Raw genomic sequence first — 16,667 nt, 5'->3', positions numbered from 1 at the left:
CGTGGCCGGGTGTGATCCCGGCGCGACCTAGTTGCCAGATGGTTGTACCGGCAACCGATCGCCCCACCGGGCGAAGTCCGCGGCGAGATCCGGTGGCAGACGTGCCGTGTGGTCGTCCAGGAACGCGCGGTAGAGCGGCGTGAGCCCCGCGGCCAGCTCGGTCGCGGCTTCCTCCGGATCCAGGGGCACACCGGCCCGGACCCGCGCGGCCAGGCGGACCAGACCGGCCCCGGCCGGATCGGGCCGGCCGAGGTACCAGCCGATCGCCTCGTCGTTGGTCGACGACCGCCCGGACCCCTCCGCCGCGGTACGCAGCAGCCGGACCGGGAAGAGCACCGCCTTGGTGAACCACACCGGATCCACCAGCAGCCGGCGCGGGCGGTGGAACTCGGCGATCACCTCGTCGGTCGCCAGCACGCCGAGCGCGAACCGGGCGCTCTCCACCAGCAGGTCCGGCCCGGACACCAGGGCGATCCGGCCGGCCACGTCGGTGCCCAGCAGCAGGCGGCCGTGCTCGGCGAGCTGCACCCGGTCGATCGCCGGGAAGCGCCCGTCGGACTCGCCGGCGCGCAGGGCGGGCAGGGAACTCCAGAACACCGAGAGCTTGCCGTGCAGCGGGGTCCGCTCGCGCAGGGCGTCGACGGTGGCCGTGACCGTGTCCGGGTCGTCGGGGCGGCGGTCGGTGAGCACGGCGGCCACGTCGATGTCGCTCACGGCGGGGGCGTAGCCGCCGTACGCGAGGCTGCCGAGCAGATAGACGGCGGTCAGGCGCTCGCCGAACGCGCCGGCGAGCGCCTGGGTGGTCTCCGCGGCGACCGCACGCGCCGCGGAGACCGGCTCGGTCATCGTCATGCGGAGGTGTCGCGGCGGGCACACTCGGCGATCCGGTCGGAGACCACGCCGATCACCTGCCAGCCACGGTCCAGCACCTCGGTGACCTCGTCAGCCGTCCAGTCGTCGCGCTCGCGCAGCAGCTCGTAGCCCATCTCGAGGTGCCCGACGTCGGCCTCGTCGTGCAGGTCGAAGTACTCGTCGTCCGGGAACGCCTTCGCGCCCGCCTGGCTGAACACCAGGCTGCCGGCCTCGAGCGCCAGGTGGGCGAGCGCCGCCTTCCGCACGCCGGGCTGGATGGCGAACTGGTCGACGAACCACGACGCGCCGGACTCGATCACCGGATCCCAGACCACCCGCTGGTCGTCCGCCCGGCTGCGGCGCAGGATCTTGTCGTGCCCGATCTCCTCCTCCTGATGTTCCAGGGCGAGCTGGTAGAGGGCGGGATCGGACTCGAAGGTCACCCGGGCGCTGATCATCCGCTGGAAGGCGTTGGACCAGGGCTGCAGATAGGTGAGCACCGCCTTCTTCGTCTCCGGGCGGGTGCTCTCGTCGGTCAGCAGCCGGATCAGCGCCGACTCGCCGTACTCGCGCTGCCGCTCCTCATTGAACCGGGCGACACGCTCCACGTCCTGTGTGGTCACGGGGATCCTTTCAGGAGAGATCGAACACGGGGAACCGGAAGTACGTGGTGACGTCTCCCGGCCGGCCGGCCGCGCGGAAGCTGACGAGCTCCAGCACGCCGGTGCTGTGTGCCAGCGACCGCGGCGCGACCGCGGCGGAGAGGGCGCGGAACCGGCCGGGATCGACACCCTCGCTGCTGAGCAGCGCGCTGGTACGGTCCACGGCCTCCTGGTCGGTCGCCGTCAGGGTGGACAGCCGCAGGTACGTCGTCGACTCGACCGCGGACGCGACGCCGGACCGGAAGGCCAGGCAGGTCAGGGCGGCTTGCCCGGCGGCGGCGCGCTCGCCGGTCAGCGCCCGGTAGGCGGCGGTCGCGGCGGCGGCGTTGTGGTTGCGTGCCACGGCGGCGACCCGGGCCACCTCGGCGAGGTCGGCGTCGTGGTTGCGGTAGTAGATCTTCACCCGTGCGTCACGGCCGTCGAGCAGGTCCACGGCGAAGAACTCGACCTCCCGCCGGCCGTCGAAGGCCTCCACGCGGGTACGGGCGTCGTCCCACGCCGCGGTCAGGTCGAGCCGGGCCATCGCCTCGCCGACCGCCGCGAGTCGTTCCGCCTCGGGCCACTCGTACAGTCCGAAGTAGGTCTTGTGCACCACCCGCGCCGGCGGACGCCAGGCGATGGCGTGCCACACCGGCGCCGGCGACGACCGACCGGTCTCGGGGGTGAAGAGGGTGGCGAGAGCGTCGGCGGGCTCGTCCGGGAAGACCCGGTGGCCCAGGCTGTCGAAGAGCATGCGCAGCTCAGGGCGCCGCCCGGACCAGTTGACCGAGAGCTCGGCGGGGAAACCGTCGTCCGCGACGTAGGACCGCTGGACCGGCGCCAGGCCGATCGGCTCCTCGCTCCACGCGGGAAGCAGCGAGCGGACCATCCGGGTGCTGCGGAGCGTCTGGCTGTACGGCACCTCGAGCGCCCCGCAGGCCACAGCCCACAGCCCACCTAGGAACGCGCCGAACGAGAGACCCTCCGCTTGGTAGTTTTCCCTGGTTAATTCAGGAAATCCCGCAATACGGACGGTCATGATGACGATCATATCCGTCGAACTAATCACGGACCAGAGTGGACTGATCACTTACCGCAGCGAGGGCGCCCGACCTGCGCGAAGTCCGATCAGCCGACCGGCTCGGTGTCCGGTAGGCGGGACAGCGCGTGCCGGACGAGCCGTACCAGCGTCTCGCGGACGGACTCCCTGTTACGCGCGTCGGTCCACAGCAGCGGCGCTTCCGCGGAGAGATGCAGCGCCCCGCGGATCTCCTCCTCGGTGTACACCCGCTCCCCGTGGAACATGTTCACCGCCACCAGGAACGGGATCTTGCGCCGCTCGAAGTAGTCGATCGCCGCGAAGCTGGAGTCCAGCCGCCGCGTGTCGATCAGCACGATCGCACCGACCGCGCCCTGCGCCAGCTCGTCCCACATGAACCAGAAGCGGTCCTGCCCGGGCGTACCGAACAGGTAGAGCACCACCTCGTGGTTGATGGTGATCCGGCCGAAGTCGAGGGCCACCGTGGTGCTGTGCTTGTCCTCCAGCCCGGCCAGGTCGTCCACCCCGACGCTGGCCTCGGTCAGCACCTCCTCGGTGGTCAGCGGGTCGATCTCGCTGATGGACCTGACCAGCGTGGTCTTGCCCGTGCCGAACCCGCCGGCCACCACGATCTTGACCGATGTCCGTTTCACAAATCCGTCCTTCGAGTTCACAGTCTCTGCAGCCCGTCGAGCAGCGTCTCGAGCAGCCCGCGGTTGACCACGGTCTGCTGGGCCGGCGCGCCGATCGCGAGCAGACCCTGCTCCAGCAGCACGTCGACGAGGATCTTCACCACGGTCAGGGGGCGGCCCAGGTGAGCGGCCACCTCGGCGATGGAGACCCAGTCGCCGCAGCTGAGCACGATCTGCCGGTACTGCGGTTCCAGGGCCGCCGTGTCAGCCGGGTACGCGATGATCTGCGTCGCCAGGTCCAGAGTGGTGTTTCGCGGAGTAGTACGCCCCCCGACAAGGACGTAGAGGGGGACGAGCTTGCCGAGCTCGTCCTCGTCGCCGGACCAATAGGTCACCCGTCAGCCACCCGCGTGCCCGTTGCCCGCCGCGGCCGTGGCTCTGGCCACCGAACCGAGGTACTGACCGATCCGGGTGACCAGCCGGCCCATCTCGTACGCGATCGCACCCATGTCCACGTCCTCGCCGCAGAGCACGGCCAGCCGCGCGTTCTCACCGGCCGCGGCGATGAACAGCGTGTGGTCCTCGTACTCGATGACCACCTGGTGCACCGGACCGCTCCGGAAGCGTCGCCCGGTGCCCGCGGCGACGCTGTAGAGCGACGAGGCCGCGGCCGCCATCAGGTCCGCCGCGTCCTGCGGGAGCGAGCTGGACTTCTGGATGATCAGGCCGTCGGTGGAGAGCACGGCGGCGTTCAGGACGCTGGGGAAGGCGGCCAGCTCGTCCAGCATCCACGTCAGGTCGTTGGTCGACTCCATCATCTTCCCTGTCTCGAGGTAACCGGTGGTCAGCTGCCGGGCGGCGGCGGCTGATCGGGATCCGTGGCGGCGTGCTTACCGGCACGCCACCCGTGCTGATAGCGGGCGAAGCGGTCGCGGGCCTGGTCCGGGGTCCGGGTCGGCGCGGTGGGCGCGGCGAAGGCGCCGGACGGCTCCTCCTCGCGCAGCAACGGGTTGAGGTGCTCCTGGGGGCGGCGCACGGGAAGCTGCGGACGCCCGGCCGGCGCCTGCTGCAGTGGGGCGGCGACCGCGACCGACGCCGGCGCGGGCACGGGTGGCGCGCTCCGTGGCGCCGCCTGTGGGACCGCGGGCGGAGCCGGATGCGCCATGGGCGGAGCACCCTGTTTCATGACGTCGCCGGTGATCTCCATCGTCGGGGTCTCGCCGTACGGCGAGATCGTCGGAGTCTCGCCGTACGGGGACGCGGCCCGTTCCGGCAGCAGCACGACCGCGAGCACCCCGCCGTACGCGGAGGTCCGCAACGTCACCTGGATGCCCTCCCGCCGGGCCAGCTCGGCGACCACCCAGAGACCGATCTGCGCGCCGTCCTTCAGCGCCGTCACGTCCGGGGTCGGCGCGGTAGCCAGCAGCTCGTTGACCGTGGCCAGCTGGTCGGCGGGCATGCCGACGCCGCCGTCCTCGATCTCGATGACGATGCCGCGCTCGACCCGGGTGCTGCTGATCCACACCGGAGAGTTGGGCGGCGAGAAGGTCAGCGCGTTGTCCACCAGCTCGGCGAGCAGGTGGATGGTGCCCGCGACGGCCGAGCCGACCACCGCCACGTCCGCCGTCTGCCGCAGGGTGACCCGCTGGTACTGCTGGGTCTCGGCGGTCGCGGCGAGCAGCACCCGGCGCATCGGCACCGGCTTGTGGAACCGGCGGCCGGTCTGCCCGCCCGCGAGGATGATCAGGTTCTCCAGGAAGCGCCGGGTCTGCGCCATCTGGTGGTTGATGTCGAACAGGTTCGCGAGCAGCTGCTCGTCGCCGATCCGCTCCTGCAGGTCCTCGACCACCTTCAGGCCGCGCTGCAGCGGACGCTGCGGCCGGCGGGCGACGCCCATCAGCATCGCGGTGCCGGCGGCGCGGGCGTTGGCCTCGTCCACCGCGGCGCCGACCGCGGCGTGCAGCGACCGGTTGAGCACCTGGGCCAGCTGGCCGATCTCGTCCCGGCCGTAGTCCTGGCTGAGCAGGTCGGTGTCGCGGTCGACGCGTTCACGCCGGCGCAGCTTGCGCATCATCTCCGGCAGCAGGTCGTCGACCACCGCGGCGGCGTCCTTGCCCAGCTGGGAGAGGCGGACCGACAGCGCGCTGTTGACCAGGATCTGCGACTGGCGCACGGCCCAGACGATGGCGATGACCGCGATGATCAGCGCGGCGAGACTGCCCAGCGAGGCGATCAGGAGCTGGTTGTTGCCGGCGTGCAGCGTCCGCAGGGACGTGGCGTCGGCCTGGGCCACGCTCAGGTTGGTCAGGGCGTCCGACACGCGGGCGCTGGTGCGTTCCCACCCGGCCTCGTCCAGCTGCAGCGCCTTCGGCGCGCCGCTGCGCCACGGCCCCTCGGTGAGCAGCGTGTTCTCGGCGGCCACCAGGCTGCGCCACTCCGGGGTGGCGAGCAGGGCGCCGTACAGCTCGCGGGCCCGCGGCTCCAGGTTCTGCGAGACCTTGTTCAGCTCGCTGCGGTACGCGCCGACCATGGCCGTGAACTGGAGATAGTCCGCCTGGCTGAGCGTGCCGGCCCCGAGCGAACCGGAGATGATCGAACCGCTGCGCGACATCAGGTCGCTGGCCTCGAAGGCGTCGGTCGCCGCGATGCCGCCCTGGGTGGCCGCCGCCGAACGGACCGCGCGGGCCTGGGTGTCGAAGAGGGCCGTCGCGGCGTCCAGCACGCCGTTGTAGAAGTCGTACACCTGCTGGCGGCCGGCCGACCCGGAGTCGATCGTGCTCCGGATGCCCGGCATGCCCTCCAGCTTGTCGGAGAGGGCCGACCACTTGACCGCGATCGACCCCGGCGCGCTCGCCAGGATCGGCTCGGCGGTGTCCCGCAGCGTGGCGAGCTGGTCGTCGGTGAGCCGGCGCTGCTCGATCAGCTGGCGCATGTCCGAGGTCGGCCGGGTGACGTACGCGATGCTCATCCGGCGTTCCCGCTGGATGGACACCAGCGCCGTGACCGCCGGGATGGACACCTGCCGCACGCCGACCGCGACGGCACGCTCGTAGAAGCCGTTGAAGACCAGGTAGCCGGAGGCGACCAGCCAGAGAACCATGGCCGCGGCACCGGGAATCAGCACCAGCCGGATCACCCGGCGTTTGATGGACTGTTTCGCGACCGGCTGCTGCCCGGCGTCCTTTTCAGTACTCACGTCTGGGTGATCGTCCTAGCCGCTCGGAGGGGGTCCGATAATCAGAATCAGACCGGCGTCTATGCGGAGCCACCATACCGGTATGTCCTCTGTAGTACTACTCGTAGCCGAACTTCACTCGGAGAGCAGAACGCTTTCGGACACGAATGGTCGATCGTCCCAGGTCGGCGATCTTTCCGTACCTCGACGGGATGCCCCGACCGGTTCCGGGACTCATCGAGGCGGACGGTCAACCCGCGCGACGCCGGATATCGGGCCGGCTCGACCGTGACCCTGCACGTGCTGCCGCCGGCCACCGGCTCGGCGGCCGGCCCGCCCGGAGACGCCCGGGAAACGGCTGCTAGCCGCGGACGGGCAGCTGCTCGCCGTGGACCGGGTGCGGGTGCGTGCACACCCCGCGTGGGTGGAGGCGTGGGTCCCGTTCCCGGTGGTGCTGCTGCTTCACCCGGTACATGTCGGCGTCCGCCGCGTTCAGCAGCGGGCCGACCTCACCGGCGCCGAACGCCTGCCCGATGCTCACACCCACCCGCTGCGGCCCGCGACGCGTCGGGATCGGCTCGGCGATCGCCTCGGCCATCCGTTCCGCCAGACCGGCCAGCGTCGCCGGGCCCTCCGGACCGGCCAGCACCACGATGAACTCGTCGCCGCCGATCCGCGCCAGCATGTCCTCCGTACGGACCAGGCGGCGCATCCGCTCGGCCACCACCCGGAGCACCTCGTCGCCGACCTCGTGCCCGCCCTCGTCGTTGACCCGCTTGAAACCGTCCAGGTCGACGACCAGCGCCCCGAACGTCGTCACCGTCCGGCTTCCCTTCGCATCGCCGCCGTGCGCGTCGATGAACGTCCGCAGCCGCGCCCGGTTGGCCAGGCCGGTCAGCGGATCGTGGTTCGCCGCGTGGTCCAGCTGACGACGGCTCTCCTCCAGCTCCTTGTGCAGATTCGCGTGCTGGATGGCGATCGCGGCGTGCTCGGCGAACATCTCGAGCGTCTCCCGCTGACCCAGGCCCGGTCGTCGGCCGTCCTGCGGCAGGTCGACGCTGAGCACCCCGAGCAGGTCGCCGCCCGGCCCGGTCAGCGGAGCGAACAGGCAGTCCTCCGGATGCCAGCCCAGCGGGTCCTCGGGCACCGGGGTGTCCGGCGTCCACAAGGTGATCACGTCGGAGAGCGTCACGCTGTGCGGCACGTACACGAGGGCGCCCCACCGCTCGCCCTGGCCGAAGATCTCGTCCCAGGCCGCCGGCGTCGTCCTGGTCCCGAGCAGCGCGTCCTTGGCGTCGTCGGTGCCCTCGATGGAGACCACCTCGAAGTCGCCGTCCGGCATGCGCAGGTTGATCAGCGCGACCTGGAAGCCGCTGGCCTTGGTCACGCCGCGCACCACGGCGTCCAGGGTGCGGCCCAGATCGAGGCTGGCGTGGACCGCCTTGCTCACCTCATGCAGGGTGCGCAGGGCGTTCAAGTGCGCGGTCAGACGCTCGATGCTGGTCAAGACCGCTCCTCCCGCTCGCCCGGCGCAACCCATCGGCCCTAACGAATCGGACATGAGGAGTTTTCCCTACCGCGCGTGAGCGGTCCACCCCATGGTGTCGGATTTCGGCGGTGGGGCATGACGCCACCCTGACACCGCCTCTGTTCCATCAGGGTCATCGCCCCTTTGAGGAGGAACAGCAGATGAGTGTTGCCACGGTGCTGGCCGGTGGACTGATCGCGGGAGTGCTGGCCACCCCCGGAGGATGGTCGCCGGAACGGGAGTCGGACACCAGCGTGTTCGGGCCGCAGCAGGTCAAGACGGCGACCGCCACATGCACGTCCGGCACCCGGTACGCCGGTGGCGGAGTGATCAATTACGGAATGCCCGGCGCCGGCGGGGTGGCGATCACCGGGATCCTGCCCGACGAGGAAGGCGACTCGGTCACGGTGACCGCGCGGGCGCCGGCCGGGCGGGTGGGCAACTGGTCGGTCACCGCGTACGTCATGTGCCAGGACTCGGCCCTTCCGGAGCGCGAGATCGAGACCGGGGCGGGCATCGCCGAAGCCGAATGCTCCGACACCACCGCGCTGTTCGGGCTCGGCTTCCACGTCGAGGGCGGGGTGGTCAAGGAGGTCACGATGGATGCGGCTCTTCATCGCGTACGGGTGGTCGCCGGCGACTGGGGCACCCAGGTGACGGCGATCGCGCTGTGCCGGCCCGCGGCGAGCGAGATGCGCCGGGCGCAGGCCACGACGACGTCCGAGAGCTGGCCGATCGTCGCCAGTGGCTCGCCTGCCGACCCCGACGTGGACGTCTACCCGGTCGGCGCAGCGGTGACCGGGCCGCCGTCGGCGACGCTGGACGCGCTCGTACCCGGGCCGTTGACCTGGGCCCGCGGAACCCTGCTCGGAGGATCGGGACAGCGGGCGTTCGCCGACGAGGGCGGCAGCGTCACCGTGGAGGCGGGGCTGATCGGGACGTTCCACTGAGCAGGGCGGGGTCCGGCGGGCGTACGCCGATCGACCGCATCGCCTCGGCGTAGCGCTCGAACGCCCGCCGGGCCTCGCCGTGCCGGCCCGCCCGGACCAGGCGGCGCACCAGCCCCCGGTGCGCCGCCTCGTCGTACGGGTCCTGCTCCAGCACCCGCAGCAGCAGACCGGCCGCCGCGTCCACGTTGTCCGCCACCTGCACCGACATCCGGAGCATCCGCAGGTGGGCGGCGCGCGCCTCCTCCCGCAGGCCGGCCGACCAGAGCGCGTACGGCTCGTCCTCGAACGCCGCCTCGCCGCCCTGGTGCCGGTCGATCGTCGCCAGCAGGGCGCGCGCGGCGGCGGTGTCGCCCGCCTCGACGAGACGCCGGGCCTGCGCGACGTACGCCAGGAAGTCCTCCACGTCGACCCGGAGCCGGGTCACGTCCAGGGCGACGCTCGCGAGGTCGGCCACCAGGTAGTGGTCCGGCGGGAGCGCCTTGGCCGGGTCCAGGACGCCGCGCAGGATCGACAGCAGCACCGACAGCCGGTGGCCCGCCTTCCCCCGGCCATCCCCCCTTTTGTCGCCCGGGCCGTCGGCCGGATTATCGGCCGGCTCGTCGCTCGGCCAGAGCAGCTCGCACAGCTCGTCGCGCGGGATCGGCCGGCCTCGCCGGGCGACCAGGATCCGCAGCAGGTCACGAGCCTTCTTCGACTGCCACCGGGAAGCGGGCACCACCTCCCCGCCGACCAGCACCTCGAACCGCCCGAACGCCCGCACCACCACCTCCGCACCGGCCTCACCCTGCTCGGCTCCACCCGCACCGGCGTCCCGCAGCCGTTCCGCCGCGACCAGCCCACGCAGTCGTTCCTCCGGACCGGCACCGGGCAGCCGCGCCAGCACCACCTCGAGCCGCGCCGCCTCCACCACGGCGCCCGCCTCGACCCAGATCCCGTGGCACTCCCTCAGCGCGACCCGCCCCTCTTCCCCCCTTTTGACCTTCCGCGCTGAGCCGGCTTTCGCTTCTACGGCCGCCTTCTCCTTCGCGTTGCGCACCCGCGCCGCCCCGCTCGTCGTCTCGGCGGTCGTGGACGGGCCGGCGCAGAGGGCCATGCCCCGCAGTTCCAGCGCATCGGCCAGCCCCACCCGGTCGCCCTCGTCGCGGGCGGCGTCGCAACACGCGCCGGCCACCGCCGCGGCCCGGTCGTGGTCACCGTCGCGCAGGGCGACCCATCCTTCCGCGAGGCTGCCCGGCGCGACGATCGCGGCGGCGCGTTCCGGTTCGTCGCCGAGCAGCACGAGGGCCAGGCCGTTCCGGGCCGGCCCGAGCACACGCGGGTTGCCGGCCTCGGTAGCGACCCGGATCGCCTCCTCGAAGGCCGCCCGCGCCTGCTGCCGCCAGCCCCGCCGCCGGTACACCTCACCGAGCCCGAGCTGAGCACCCGCCACCCGCCGCGACCCGGTCCGGTGATATCCGGCGATCGCGATCTCGTAGCACCGCACCGCCTCGTCGAACCGCCCGAGCATGGCGAGCGCGTCGCCTTCGTTGCAGGCGGCGATCGCCTGCAGGCTCGGCTGACCGGAGGCGGCGGCGTACTTCGCGCAGGTCCGCCCCGAGACCAGCGCCGCGTCGAAGCGTGCCGCCGTGAGCAGCCGGTAGGTGCGGTTGATGTGGATCCGGGTCAGCAGCACGACGTCGCCGCTGCGCTCGGCCGCGGGCAGCGCCAGGCCGTAGTGCTCTTCGCTCCCGGCGTCGTCGCCCACCGCGGCGAGGCAGAGCGCAGCGCTCACATGCGCGACGGCCAGCGCCGCCGTCACCCGCTGCGCGTCACATTCAACAATTTCGAAACCTGCCGCCACCTCCCCCACCCCGTCACCGGGTGGGCACGAATCTAGCCCCCGGCCCGGACGATTTCGGTCGGTTGTCCACAGGCCTGACGCCAGCGCGATCGCTCGGCGAGCATCGGCCAGAGCCGCGTCGGCCGCGCCGGCCAGCAGCCGAGCGTTGGCCCTCCAGGCAGCCAGCTGCACACCATCGGCCGCAGACGAGAATTCCGGCACGGCCGCCGAGAGACCCTGCGCGCCCGACAACAAGTCCGGCTCAGCCGCCGCGAAGGCCGCCAGCGCCCCCGGCGCATCCCCCCGCTGATAGTGGATCCGCCCGGCCCGCCAGGCCAGCGCCGGACTACTGGCCGGCACCCCACTGGCCGCATACGCCTGCGCCGCCGCGTCCAACGCCCCTTCGGCCCGCCGAGCGTCACCGAGCAGCAGCCACAGACCAGCGCTACGCGACGGCAGCGCCGACACCAGCTCGGTAACGCCGGCCGCCTGACCCGCCGCGACCATCGATTCACCGTGCTGCGAGAGCACCCGCGCGCAGGACGAGAAGTCGCCTTCCCGGAGGTATTCGCGAGCGGCGGCCACCGGCGGCCCGTGCTTGTCGTAGAAGACGGCCGCCGAGGGGCCCGGCCCGGCGACGACGGCCGCCACCACGGGCACGACCCGCAGCCACGGCGCCGGCCCGCCCGGTACGACCGGCGGCGACCCGGCCGTGGTGAGCAGCCCGCAGCGGACCAGGTGCCGCAGAGCCGAGGGGTCGTGTCCGAGCGTGACGCACAGCGCCGTGCCGACGGGCGCGAGGTCGCCGAGGTGGGCGAGCAGTCTGCGGGCGGGGTCGGGCAGCGACGGCAGCACCTCCTCGGCCAGGTAGGCGGCGATCGGGCCGTCCGGTTGGGCCAGCACGGGCAGCAGCGAGCCGTGCGGCACCCCGGATTCGCGGAGCGTCGCGGCGGCGAGATGCGCCAGCACCGGCCATCCGGCCGTGTCCGCGTGGACCCGGTTCGCGGCATCGTCGAGCCCGTCGACGGACAGCAGGGCGGCTACCTCGGTGACGGTCAGCGCGAGCGCCGACGGTCCCACGTCGGCGTGGGCTCCGGGCCAGCGGGAGGCGAGCGCCACTTCGGCCGTACCCTCCACCAGCTTTGCCACCGCGCCCGCGGTCCCGGGCGGCAGCGACGGCAGGTCGTCGAAGACGACCCGGCGGGCACCGGCGCGCGCCTCTTCCAGAGCGATGCCGGCGAGCAACGAGGCCACCGGGCCGGCGCCGGAGGGCAGGCCGCGGTGCCAGCGGGCATCGGGATAGCGGTCGCGCAGCTCGGTGGTCTTGCCGTAGCCGGCCGCCGCCGCCACCGCCACCACGGAAGGACCCACGCGCAAAGGATCTGCACCTGGGGCGAGCAGCACAACAGCTGTGTCGTCTACGCGTCCCGTGACTTTGCCGTGAGCCGTCCGTGACGCCCGTGCCGAGGCTGGTGTCACATCGAGCGAAAGGAACCACCCATGAAGATCACCCGTACGCTGCTCGGCCTCGTCGTGGCGGCCGCCGCGATCGTCGGCACCGCCGCTCCGGCCGCGGCCGCCGACACCTGCGACTTCTCCATGACGTCGCTGAAGGCGCGCAACCTCGACAAGGACAACGGCCGGCAGACGGACTTCGTCTGGCTGCAGGTGGAGCAGCGCTGGTTCCCGTCGGGCGGGGACGGCGTCGAGTTCGAGCTCGGCGACACCCGGACCGCGGCGTCGTTCGGCCATCCGGCCGCCGGTTTCGGCTCCGACGGGCTGGAGGTGCGGCTGGTGCTGGACAAGTCGCCGCTGAACGTGACCGTCGACCGCATCGTCATCGCCTGCGACGCGGTGTCGGACCGCAAGGTCACGTTCGACGACGGCGACGCGGTCTACGACCTGGTGTACGACGTCACCGGCTGACCGGGTTGTCCAGGTAGCGCAGGACCGCCGTGACCCGGCGGTCCGCGCGGTCGTCGGGCGACAGGTCGAGCTTCGCGAAGATGCTGCGGATGTGCTTGTGCACCGCGCCCTCGGTGACGAAGAGCCGCTCGGCGATCGCGGTGTTGCCCAGCCCCTCGGCCATCAGCGCGAGCACGTCGAGCTCCCGCGGGCTGAGCCTTTCCAGCGCGTCGTCCTGCCGCGGACGCGCCAGCAGCTGGCCGACCACCTCCGGGTCGATCGCCGTGCCACCGTCGGCGACCCGCTGCAACGCCCGCAGGAACTCCTCGACCCGGCCGACCCGCTCCTTCAGCATGTAGCCCAGGCGCACCGCACCCCCGGCGAGAAGATCAGTGGCAAAAGCCTGTTCCACGTACGCCGAGAGCACCAGAACCGCCAGCCCGGGCTGCCGGCGCCGCGCCTCCACCGCCGCGCGGATGCCCTCGTCGGTGTGGGTCGGCGGCATCCGCACGTCGACGATCGCGATGTCCGGGGCGTGCTCGTCGATCGCCTCCAGGAAGGAGACGGGATTGTCGGTGGTGGCAACCACGTCCAGCGACTCGGCCCGCAGCAGCGCGGCGAGTCCCTCCCGCAGCAGGGGGTCGTCCTCGGCGATCACGATCCGCACGGCAGCTCCACCAGCAATCTCGTCGGCCCACCCGGTGGGCTGGTCAGGATCATCTTCCCGTCGTACGCCTCGATCCGCCGGCGGATGCCGGTCAGGCCCGAGCCGCTGTTCTCGTCGGCGCCGCCGTGCCCGTCGTCCTCGATCCGCAGCACCAGCCGGTCGCCGTCGCGCCGCACACCGACCGTGGCCCGGGAGGCCCCACTGTGTTTGGTCACGTTGGTGAGCGCCTCCGCGACAACGTAGTAGGCGGTCGCCTCCACCGAGGCGGGGGCGCGGGCCTCGGGCGAGACGTCGAGCTGGGTGGGCACGGCGCTGTTGGTGGCCAGGCCGGCCAGCGCGCCGGGCAGCCCGCGGTCGGTCAGCACCGGCGGCAGGATGCCGCGGACCACCGTACGCAGTTCCGCCAGCGCCTGCTCGGTTGCCTCCTGCGCCCGGTCCAGCGCGGCCTCGGCGGCGGCCGGATCCCTGGTCATGGCCCGCCGGGCGGCGCCGATCAGCATGTTCACGGCGACCAGGCGGTTCTGGGTGCCGTCGTGCAGGGACCGTTCGATGCGGCGCAGCTCCATGGCGTGGGCGTCGAGGGCGGCGGCGCGGGTGGCGGTCAGGTGCGCGATGCGTACGGACGTGTCGGCGTCGGTGCGCGTCAGCAGCAGGCGCCCGGGCCAGGCCTGCGCCTTCGCCAGCAGCGGGCCGAGGAAGATCACGGCGAGCACCCAGAGCAGCCCGAGCAGGAAGACGGCGAAGATCTCCAGCGGCCCGTCCATCCGCCAGATCGCGATGCCCGGGCCACCGTCCTCCGGGTTCATGAGCCAGAACCACAGCGGGAACGTGAGGCTCTGCAGGGCGTACAGCGGAAGGGTCAGCCCGATCAGCCCGAGCACGAAGCCGACGGTGGCGTGGACGAGCGTCCAGGCGAGCTCGCGGCGCACCGCGGAGTCGCGTACCCAGGTCCATCTGCCTTGCGGCAGGGGGTTGGGCCCGGCGATCTCCGGCCCCATGCGGGAGAGGCGGGAACGCTCGCGATCGGCGGCGAGGCGCACGGCCGGCAGCGCGAGTTGCGGCGCGGGGATCAGGGCAAGGATGGTCCAGAGTACGGAGGTGAGCGCGAGAACCGCCGTGCCGATGCCGAGGACCAGGTGCTCCAGCGCGTACACGGCGGCCCGGACGCGACGCGACACGTGCAGGGACATGACCGCAATCCTGCCCTGCGCCCGCCCCGGACGGAGTACAGCAGGCTGTACTTTCCCTCGGTAGTCAGCGGGATCGATCCGTCGCCCCGGAGTTCGTAGCGTTCTGGGCATCCGGGCCGGGGCTCTGAGGGGGGCGCCCGGCCCGGACCCTGAAATCGGGCTTGCCATTCACATCGGGCCGGTTCTATTCTCCTTTCAGTCGCCAATAACCGAGCAGGGAGCTTTCGATGACACGGGAACGACGGACCAGCGAGCAGCGGCCGACGCTGCGCGTTGAGACGCCCGTGCGATCCACTCCGGGGCGACGTCGAGGCTGATCAGCAGCCGTTCGGCCGCCTCACTCCCGTACGGGAGAGGCGGTTTTTTCTTTTCCCATTCATTGCTATTGGCATGCCCTTTTATTAATGGGCCGTTGGAGCAGCGGGACGCTCGCCTGACTCTCCATCAGGAGATCACCGGTTCGATCCCGGTACGGCCTACGCAAGAAAAACAAGCCCTGATGGCGCAGTGGATAGCGCACCTGATTACGGATCAGGGGGTCGCAGGTTCGAATCCTGCTCGGGGCACGTAACAGGAACGGTCTTGCGGGGTTCGATGCTTCTCGATCTCATGGACGGATGAGAAGACAGCTCACCGCCGCCGCCGTCGCCACCGCGACGGGCCTGGCATCCTTCCTCGCCGCATCGACGAGTCCCGCCACCGCAGCCACCCCGATCGAGTACGTCGTTGTCGCCGAGGACGGCGTCGCACCGGCCGCCGCGATCGCCGCCATCCAGGGCGCCGGCGGATCAGTCGTCGCCCGCAACGACGCCGCCGGCATGTACACCGTGAAGTCGGGCAGGGGCGACTTCAGGTCGAAGGCCACCGCCGACGCCCAGCTCATCGGCGTCACCCAGAAGAAGGCCATGGGGTACGCGCCGAGCACCCCCAAGCTGGAACAGCCCCACCAGGGTCCGATCGGCAGCAACAAGCAGAACGCGGGCCTGAAGGCCGACCCCCTGGACGACAAGCTCTGGGGTCTCGAGATGATCCACGCCGACCAGGCGCACGCCATCGAGTCGGGTGACCGTGGCGTCACCGTCGGTGTGCTGGACACCGGCCTGGACGCGTCCAACCCCGATCTCGCCCCGCACTTCAGCCAGCGCCTCAGCCGCAACTTCGCCCCGGACATGACCGACATCGACGGTCCGTGCGAGGTGGCGGGCTGCCTCGACCCGGTCGGCACCGACGACGGCGGTCACGGCACCCACGTCGCCGGGACGATCGGCGCCGCGGCCAACGGCGTCGGTGTCTCCGGTGTCGCCCCGAACGTCACCCTGGTCGAGCTCAAGGGCGGGCAGGACTCCGGCTACTTCTTCCTCGAGCCGGTGGTCAACGCCCTGGTGTACGCGGGCGACGCCGGCATCGACGTGGTCAACATGTCGTTCTACGTGGACCCGTGGCTCTACGACTGCCGCGCCAACCCGGCCGACTCGCCGGAGCAGCAGGCCGAACAGCGGGCCATCATCGCCGGCATGCGCCGCGCCCTCAACTACGCCCACAACAACGGCGTCACCCTCTTCGCCGCGCTCGGCAACGCCAACCAGGACCTCGGCAAGCCGCCGGTGGACAGGTCCAGCCCGGACTACCCGGAGGGCGTCAGCTACCCGCGGACGATCGACAACGACACCTGCTGGGATCTGCCGGTCGAGGGCCCGCACGTGATCGGCGTCTCGGCGGTCGGTCCGTCCGGGAACCGTTCGTACTTCTCGAACTACGGCGTCGAGCAGATCTCGGTGGCCGCGCCCGGCGGCGCCTTCACCGACGGCTCGTCGGCCAGCATCACCAACGAGATCCTGTCCACCTTCCCGAAGAACGTGCTGCAGTCCCGGGGCTGGGTGGACGCGGACGGCAACGTGGTTCCGGCGCGTGCCGACTCGGTGTTCAAGTCGTGCACCAAGGCCGGCGTGTGCGGCTACTACACGTACCTGCAGGGCACCTCGATGGCTTCGCCGCACGCGGCCGGGGTGGCGGCGCTGATCGCCAGCCGGTTCGGCGAGTTCGACGGGGAGCACGGCGGCAAGACGATGAAGCCGAACGCGGTGGAGCGCAAGCTCATCACCAGCGCCGCGGAACGCCCCTGCCCCGCCGCCACTCCGGCATGTGAGGGGACGACGGAGTTCAACGGCTTCTACGGCAACGGCATCGTGGACGCCTACCGAGCGGTCCGGTAACGGCCGCACCGGCATTGTGGGCCCCGGCCTGAGGCCGGGGCCCCTGTGTTGCGGCG

Annotated in this window: 14 protein-coding genes and 2 tRNA genes; 5 read left to right on the top strand and 11 right to left on the bottom strand. The window is 71.7% G+C overall.

What is annotated here, in order from left to right; all coding sequences use genetic code 11:
* Window positions 1-27 precede the first annotated feature (27 nt).
* The 8 genes from QSK31_RS19345 to QSK31_RS19310 form a co-directional block, all read right to left on the bottom strand.
* Complete coding sequence (locus QSK31_RS19345) at window positions 28-852, bottom strand: hypothetical protein (protein WP_285685557.1); 825 nt, start codon at window positions 850-852, stop codon at window positions 28-30.
* Window positions 849-1,475: a hypothetical protein gene (locus QSK31_RS19340; protein ID WP_285685556.1), complete on the bottom strand. Its 627-nt coding sequence runs from the start codon at window positions 1,473-1,475 to the stop codon at window positions 849-851. Before QSK31_RS19340 ends, QSK31_RS19345 begins: the two co-directional genes overlap by 4 nt.
* Before the next feature lie 10 nt (window positions 1,476-1,485).
* Window positions 1,486-2,532, bottom strand: coding sequence for a hypothetical protein (locus QSK31_RS19335; RefSeq protein ID WP_285685555.1), 1,047 nt, complete (start codon window positions 2,530-2,532; stop codon window positions 1,486-1,488).
* An 89-nt stretch (window positions 2,533-2,621) separates the two neighbouring features.
* Window positions 2,622-3,185 (bottom strand): GTP-binding protein, encoded by a 564-nt coding sequence (locus QSK31_RS19330; RefSeq protein WP_285685554.1) that lies wholly within the window; start codon window positions 3,183-3,185, stop codon window positions 2,622-2,624.
* 17 nt (window positions 3,186-3,202) lie between these two features.
* Entirely contained in the window at window positions 3,203-3,559 is a 357-nt protein-coding gene (locus tag QSK31_RS19325; RefSeq protein WP_285685553.1) for a DUF742 domain-containing protein, read from the bottom strand.
* 3 nt (window positions 3,560-3,562) lie between these two features.
* Complete coding sequence (locus tag QSK31_RS19320) at window positions 3,563-3,982, bottom strand: roadblock/LC7 domain-containing protein (RefSeq protein ID WP_285685552.1); 420 nt, start codon at window positions 3,980-3,982, stop codon at window positions 3,563-3,565.
* Window positions 3,983-4,008: 26 nt separating this feature from the next.
* Window positions 4,009-6,360, bottom strand: coding sequence for a sensor histidine kinase (locus QSK31_RS19315; protein WP_285685551.1), 2,352 nt, complete (start codon window positions 6,358-6,360; stop codon window positions 4,009-4,011).
* Between the two features lie 340 nt (window positions 6,361-6,700).
* Window positions 6,701-7,846, bottom strand: coding sequence for a GGDEF domain-containing protein (locus QSK31_RS19310; RefSeq protein WP_285685550.1), 1,146 nt, complete (start codon window positions 7,844-7,846; stop codon window positions 6,701-6,703).
* A gap of 182 nt (window positions 7,847-8,028) precedes the next feature.
* Here QSK31_RS19310 and QSK31_RS19305 point away from each other — a divergent pair, with 182 nt between their 5' ends.
* Window positions 8,029-8,817 (top strand): hypothetical protein, encoded by a 789-nt coding sequence (locus QSK31_RS19305; protein WP_285685549.1) that lies wholly within the window; start codon window positions 8,029-8,031, stop codon window positions 8,815-8,817.
* Here the strand turns inward: QSK31_RS19305 and QSK31_RS19300 are convergent.
* A complete protein-coding gene (locus QSK31_RS19300; RefSeq protein WP_285685548.1) occupies window positions 8,780-12,007 on the bottom strand; it encodes a tetratricopeptide repeat protein in 3,228 nt (1,075 codons plus the stop codon). The genes QSK31_RS19305 and QSK31_RS19300 overlap by 38 nt on opposite strands.
* A gap of 129 nt (window positions 12,008-12,136) precedes the next feature.
* Here QSK31_RS19300 and QSK31_RS19295 point away from each other — a divergent pair, with 129 nt between their 5' ends.
* A complete protein-coding gene (locus QSK31_RS19295; RefSeq protein ID WP_285685547.1) occupies window positions 12,137-12,562 on the top strand; it encodes a hypothetical protein in 426 nt (141 codons plus the stop codon).
* Here QSK31_RS19295 and QSK31_RS19290 read toward each other — a convergent pair.
* Both QSK31_RS19290 and QSK31_RS19285 read right to left on the bottom strand, forming a co-directional pair.
* Complete coding sequence (locus tag QSK31_RS19290; protein ID WP_285685546.1) at window positions 12,552-13,208, bottom strand: response regulator transcription factor; 657 nt, start codon at window positions 13,206-13,208, stop codon at window positions 12,552-12,554. The two genes, QSK31_RS19295 and QSK31_RS19290, sit on opposite strands and share 11 nt — an antisense overlap.
* On the bottom strand, window positions 13,196-14,398 hold the full coding sequence (locus QSK31_RS19285) for a sensor histidine kinase (protein ID WP_285685545.1): 1,203 nt from the start codon (window positions 14,396-14,398) through the stop codon (window positions 13,196-13,198). The genes QSK31_RS19290 and QSK31_RS19285 overlap by 13 nt, the downstream gene beginning before the upstream one ends.
* A gap of 406 nt (window positions 14,399-14,804) precedes the next feature.
* Here QSK31_RS19285 and QSK31_RS19280 point away from each other — a divergent pair.
* From QSK31_RS19280 to QSK31_RS19270, 3 genes are all read left to right on the top strand, one after another.
* Window positions 14,805-14,877: transfer RNA gene (locus tag QSK31_RS19280), tRNA-Glu, on the top strand.
* A gap of 14 nt (window positions 14,878-14,891) precedes the next feature.
* Window positions 14,892-14,964: transfer RNA gene (locus QSK31_RS19275), tRNA-Arg, on the top strand.
* Window positions 14,965-15,015: 51 nt separating this feature from the next.
* A complete protein-coding gene (locus tag QSK31_RS19270) occupies window positions 15,016-16,611 on the top strand; it encodes a S8 family serine peptidase (protein ID WP_285685544.1) in 1,596 nt (531 codons plus the stop codon).
* The last annotated feature ends 56 nt before the right edge of the window (window positions 16,612-16,667 follow it).

Source organism: Actinoplanes sp. NBRC 103695 (genome assembly GCF_030269485.1).
Taxonomy (GTDB): domain Bacteria; phylum Actinomycetota; class Actinomycetes; order Mycobacteriales; family Micromonosporaceae; genus Actinoplanes.
Note: the sequence above shows the minus strand (reverse complement) of the source record. Positions and strands in the feature narration are given on the sequence as shown.

Coding starts and splice junctions, on each gene's coding strand:
- QSK31_RS19345 (WP_285685557.1), bottom strand. CDS start 852: ATGACGATGACCGAGCCGGTCTCCGCGGCGCGTGCGGTCGCCGCGGAG.
- QSK31_RS19335 (WP_285685555.1), bottom strand. CDS start 2,532: ATGACCGTCCGTATTGCGGGATTTCCTGAATTAACCAGGGAAAACTAC.
- QSK31_RS19320 (WP_285685552.1), bottom strand. CDS start 3,982: ATGATGGAGTCGACCAACGACCTGACGTGGATGCTGGACGAGCTGGCC.
- QSK31_RS19305 (WP_285685549.1), top strand. CDS start 8,029: ATGAGTGTTGCCACGGTGCTGGCCGGTGGACTGATCGCGGGAGTGCTG.
- QSK31_RS19295 (WP_285685547.1), top strand. CDS start 12,137: ATGAAGATCACCCGTACGCTGCTCGGCCTCGTCGTGGCGGCCGCCGCG.
- QSK31_RS19285 (WP_285685545.1), bottom strand. CDS start 14,398: ATGTCCCTGCACGTGTCGCGTCGCGTCCGGGCCGCCGTGTACGCGCTG.
- QSK31_RS19270 (WP_285685544.1), top strand. CDS start 15,016: ATGAGAAGACAGCTCACCGCCGCCGCCGTCGCCACCGCGACGGGCCTG.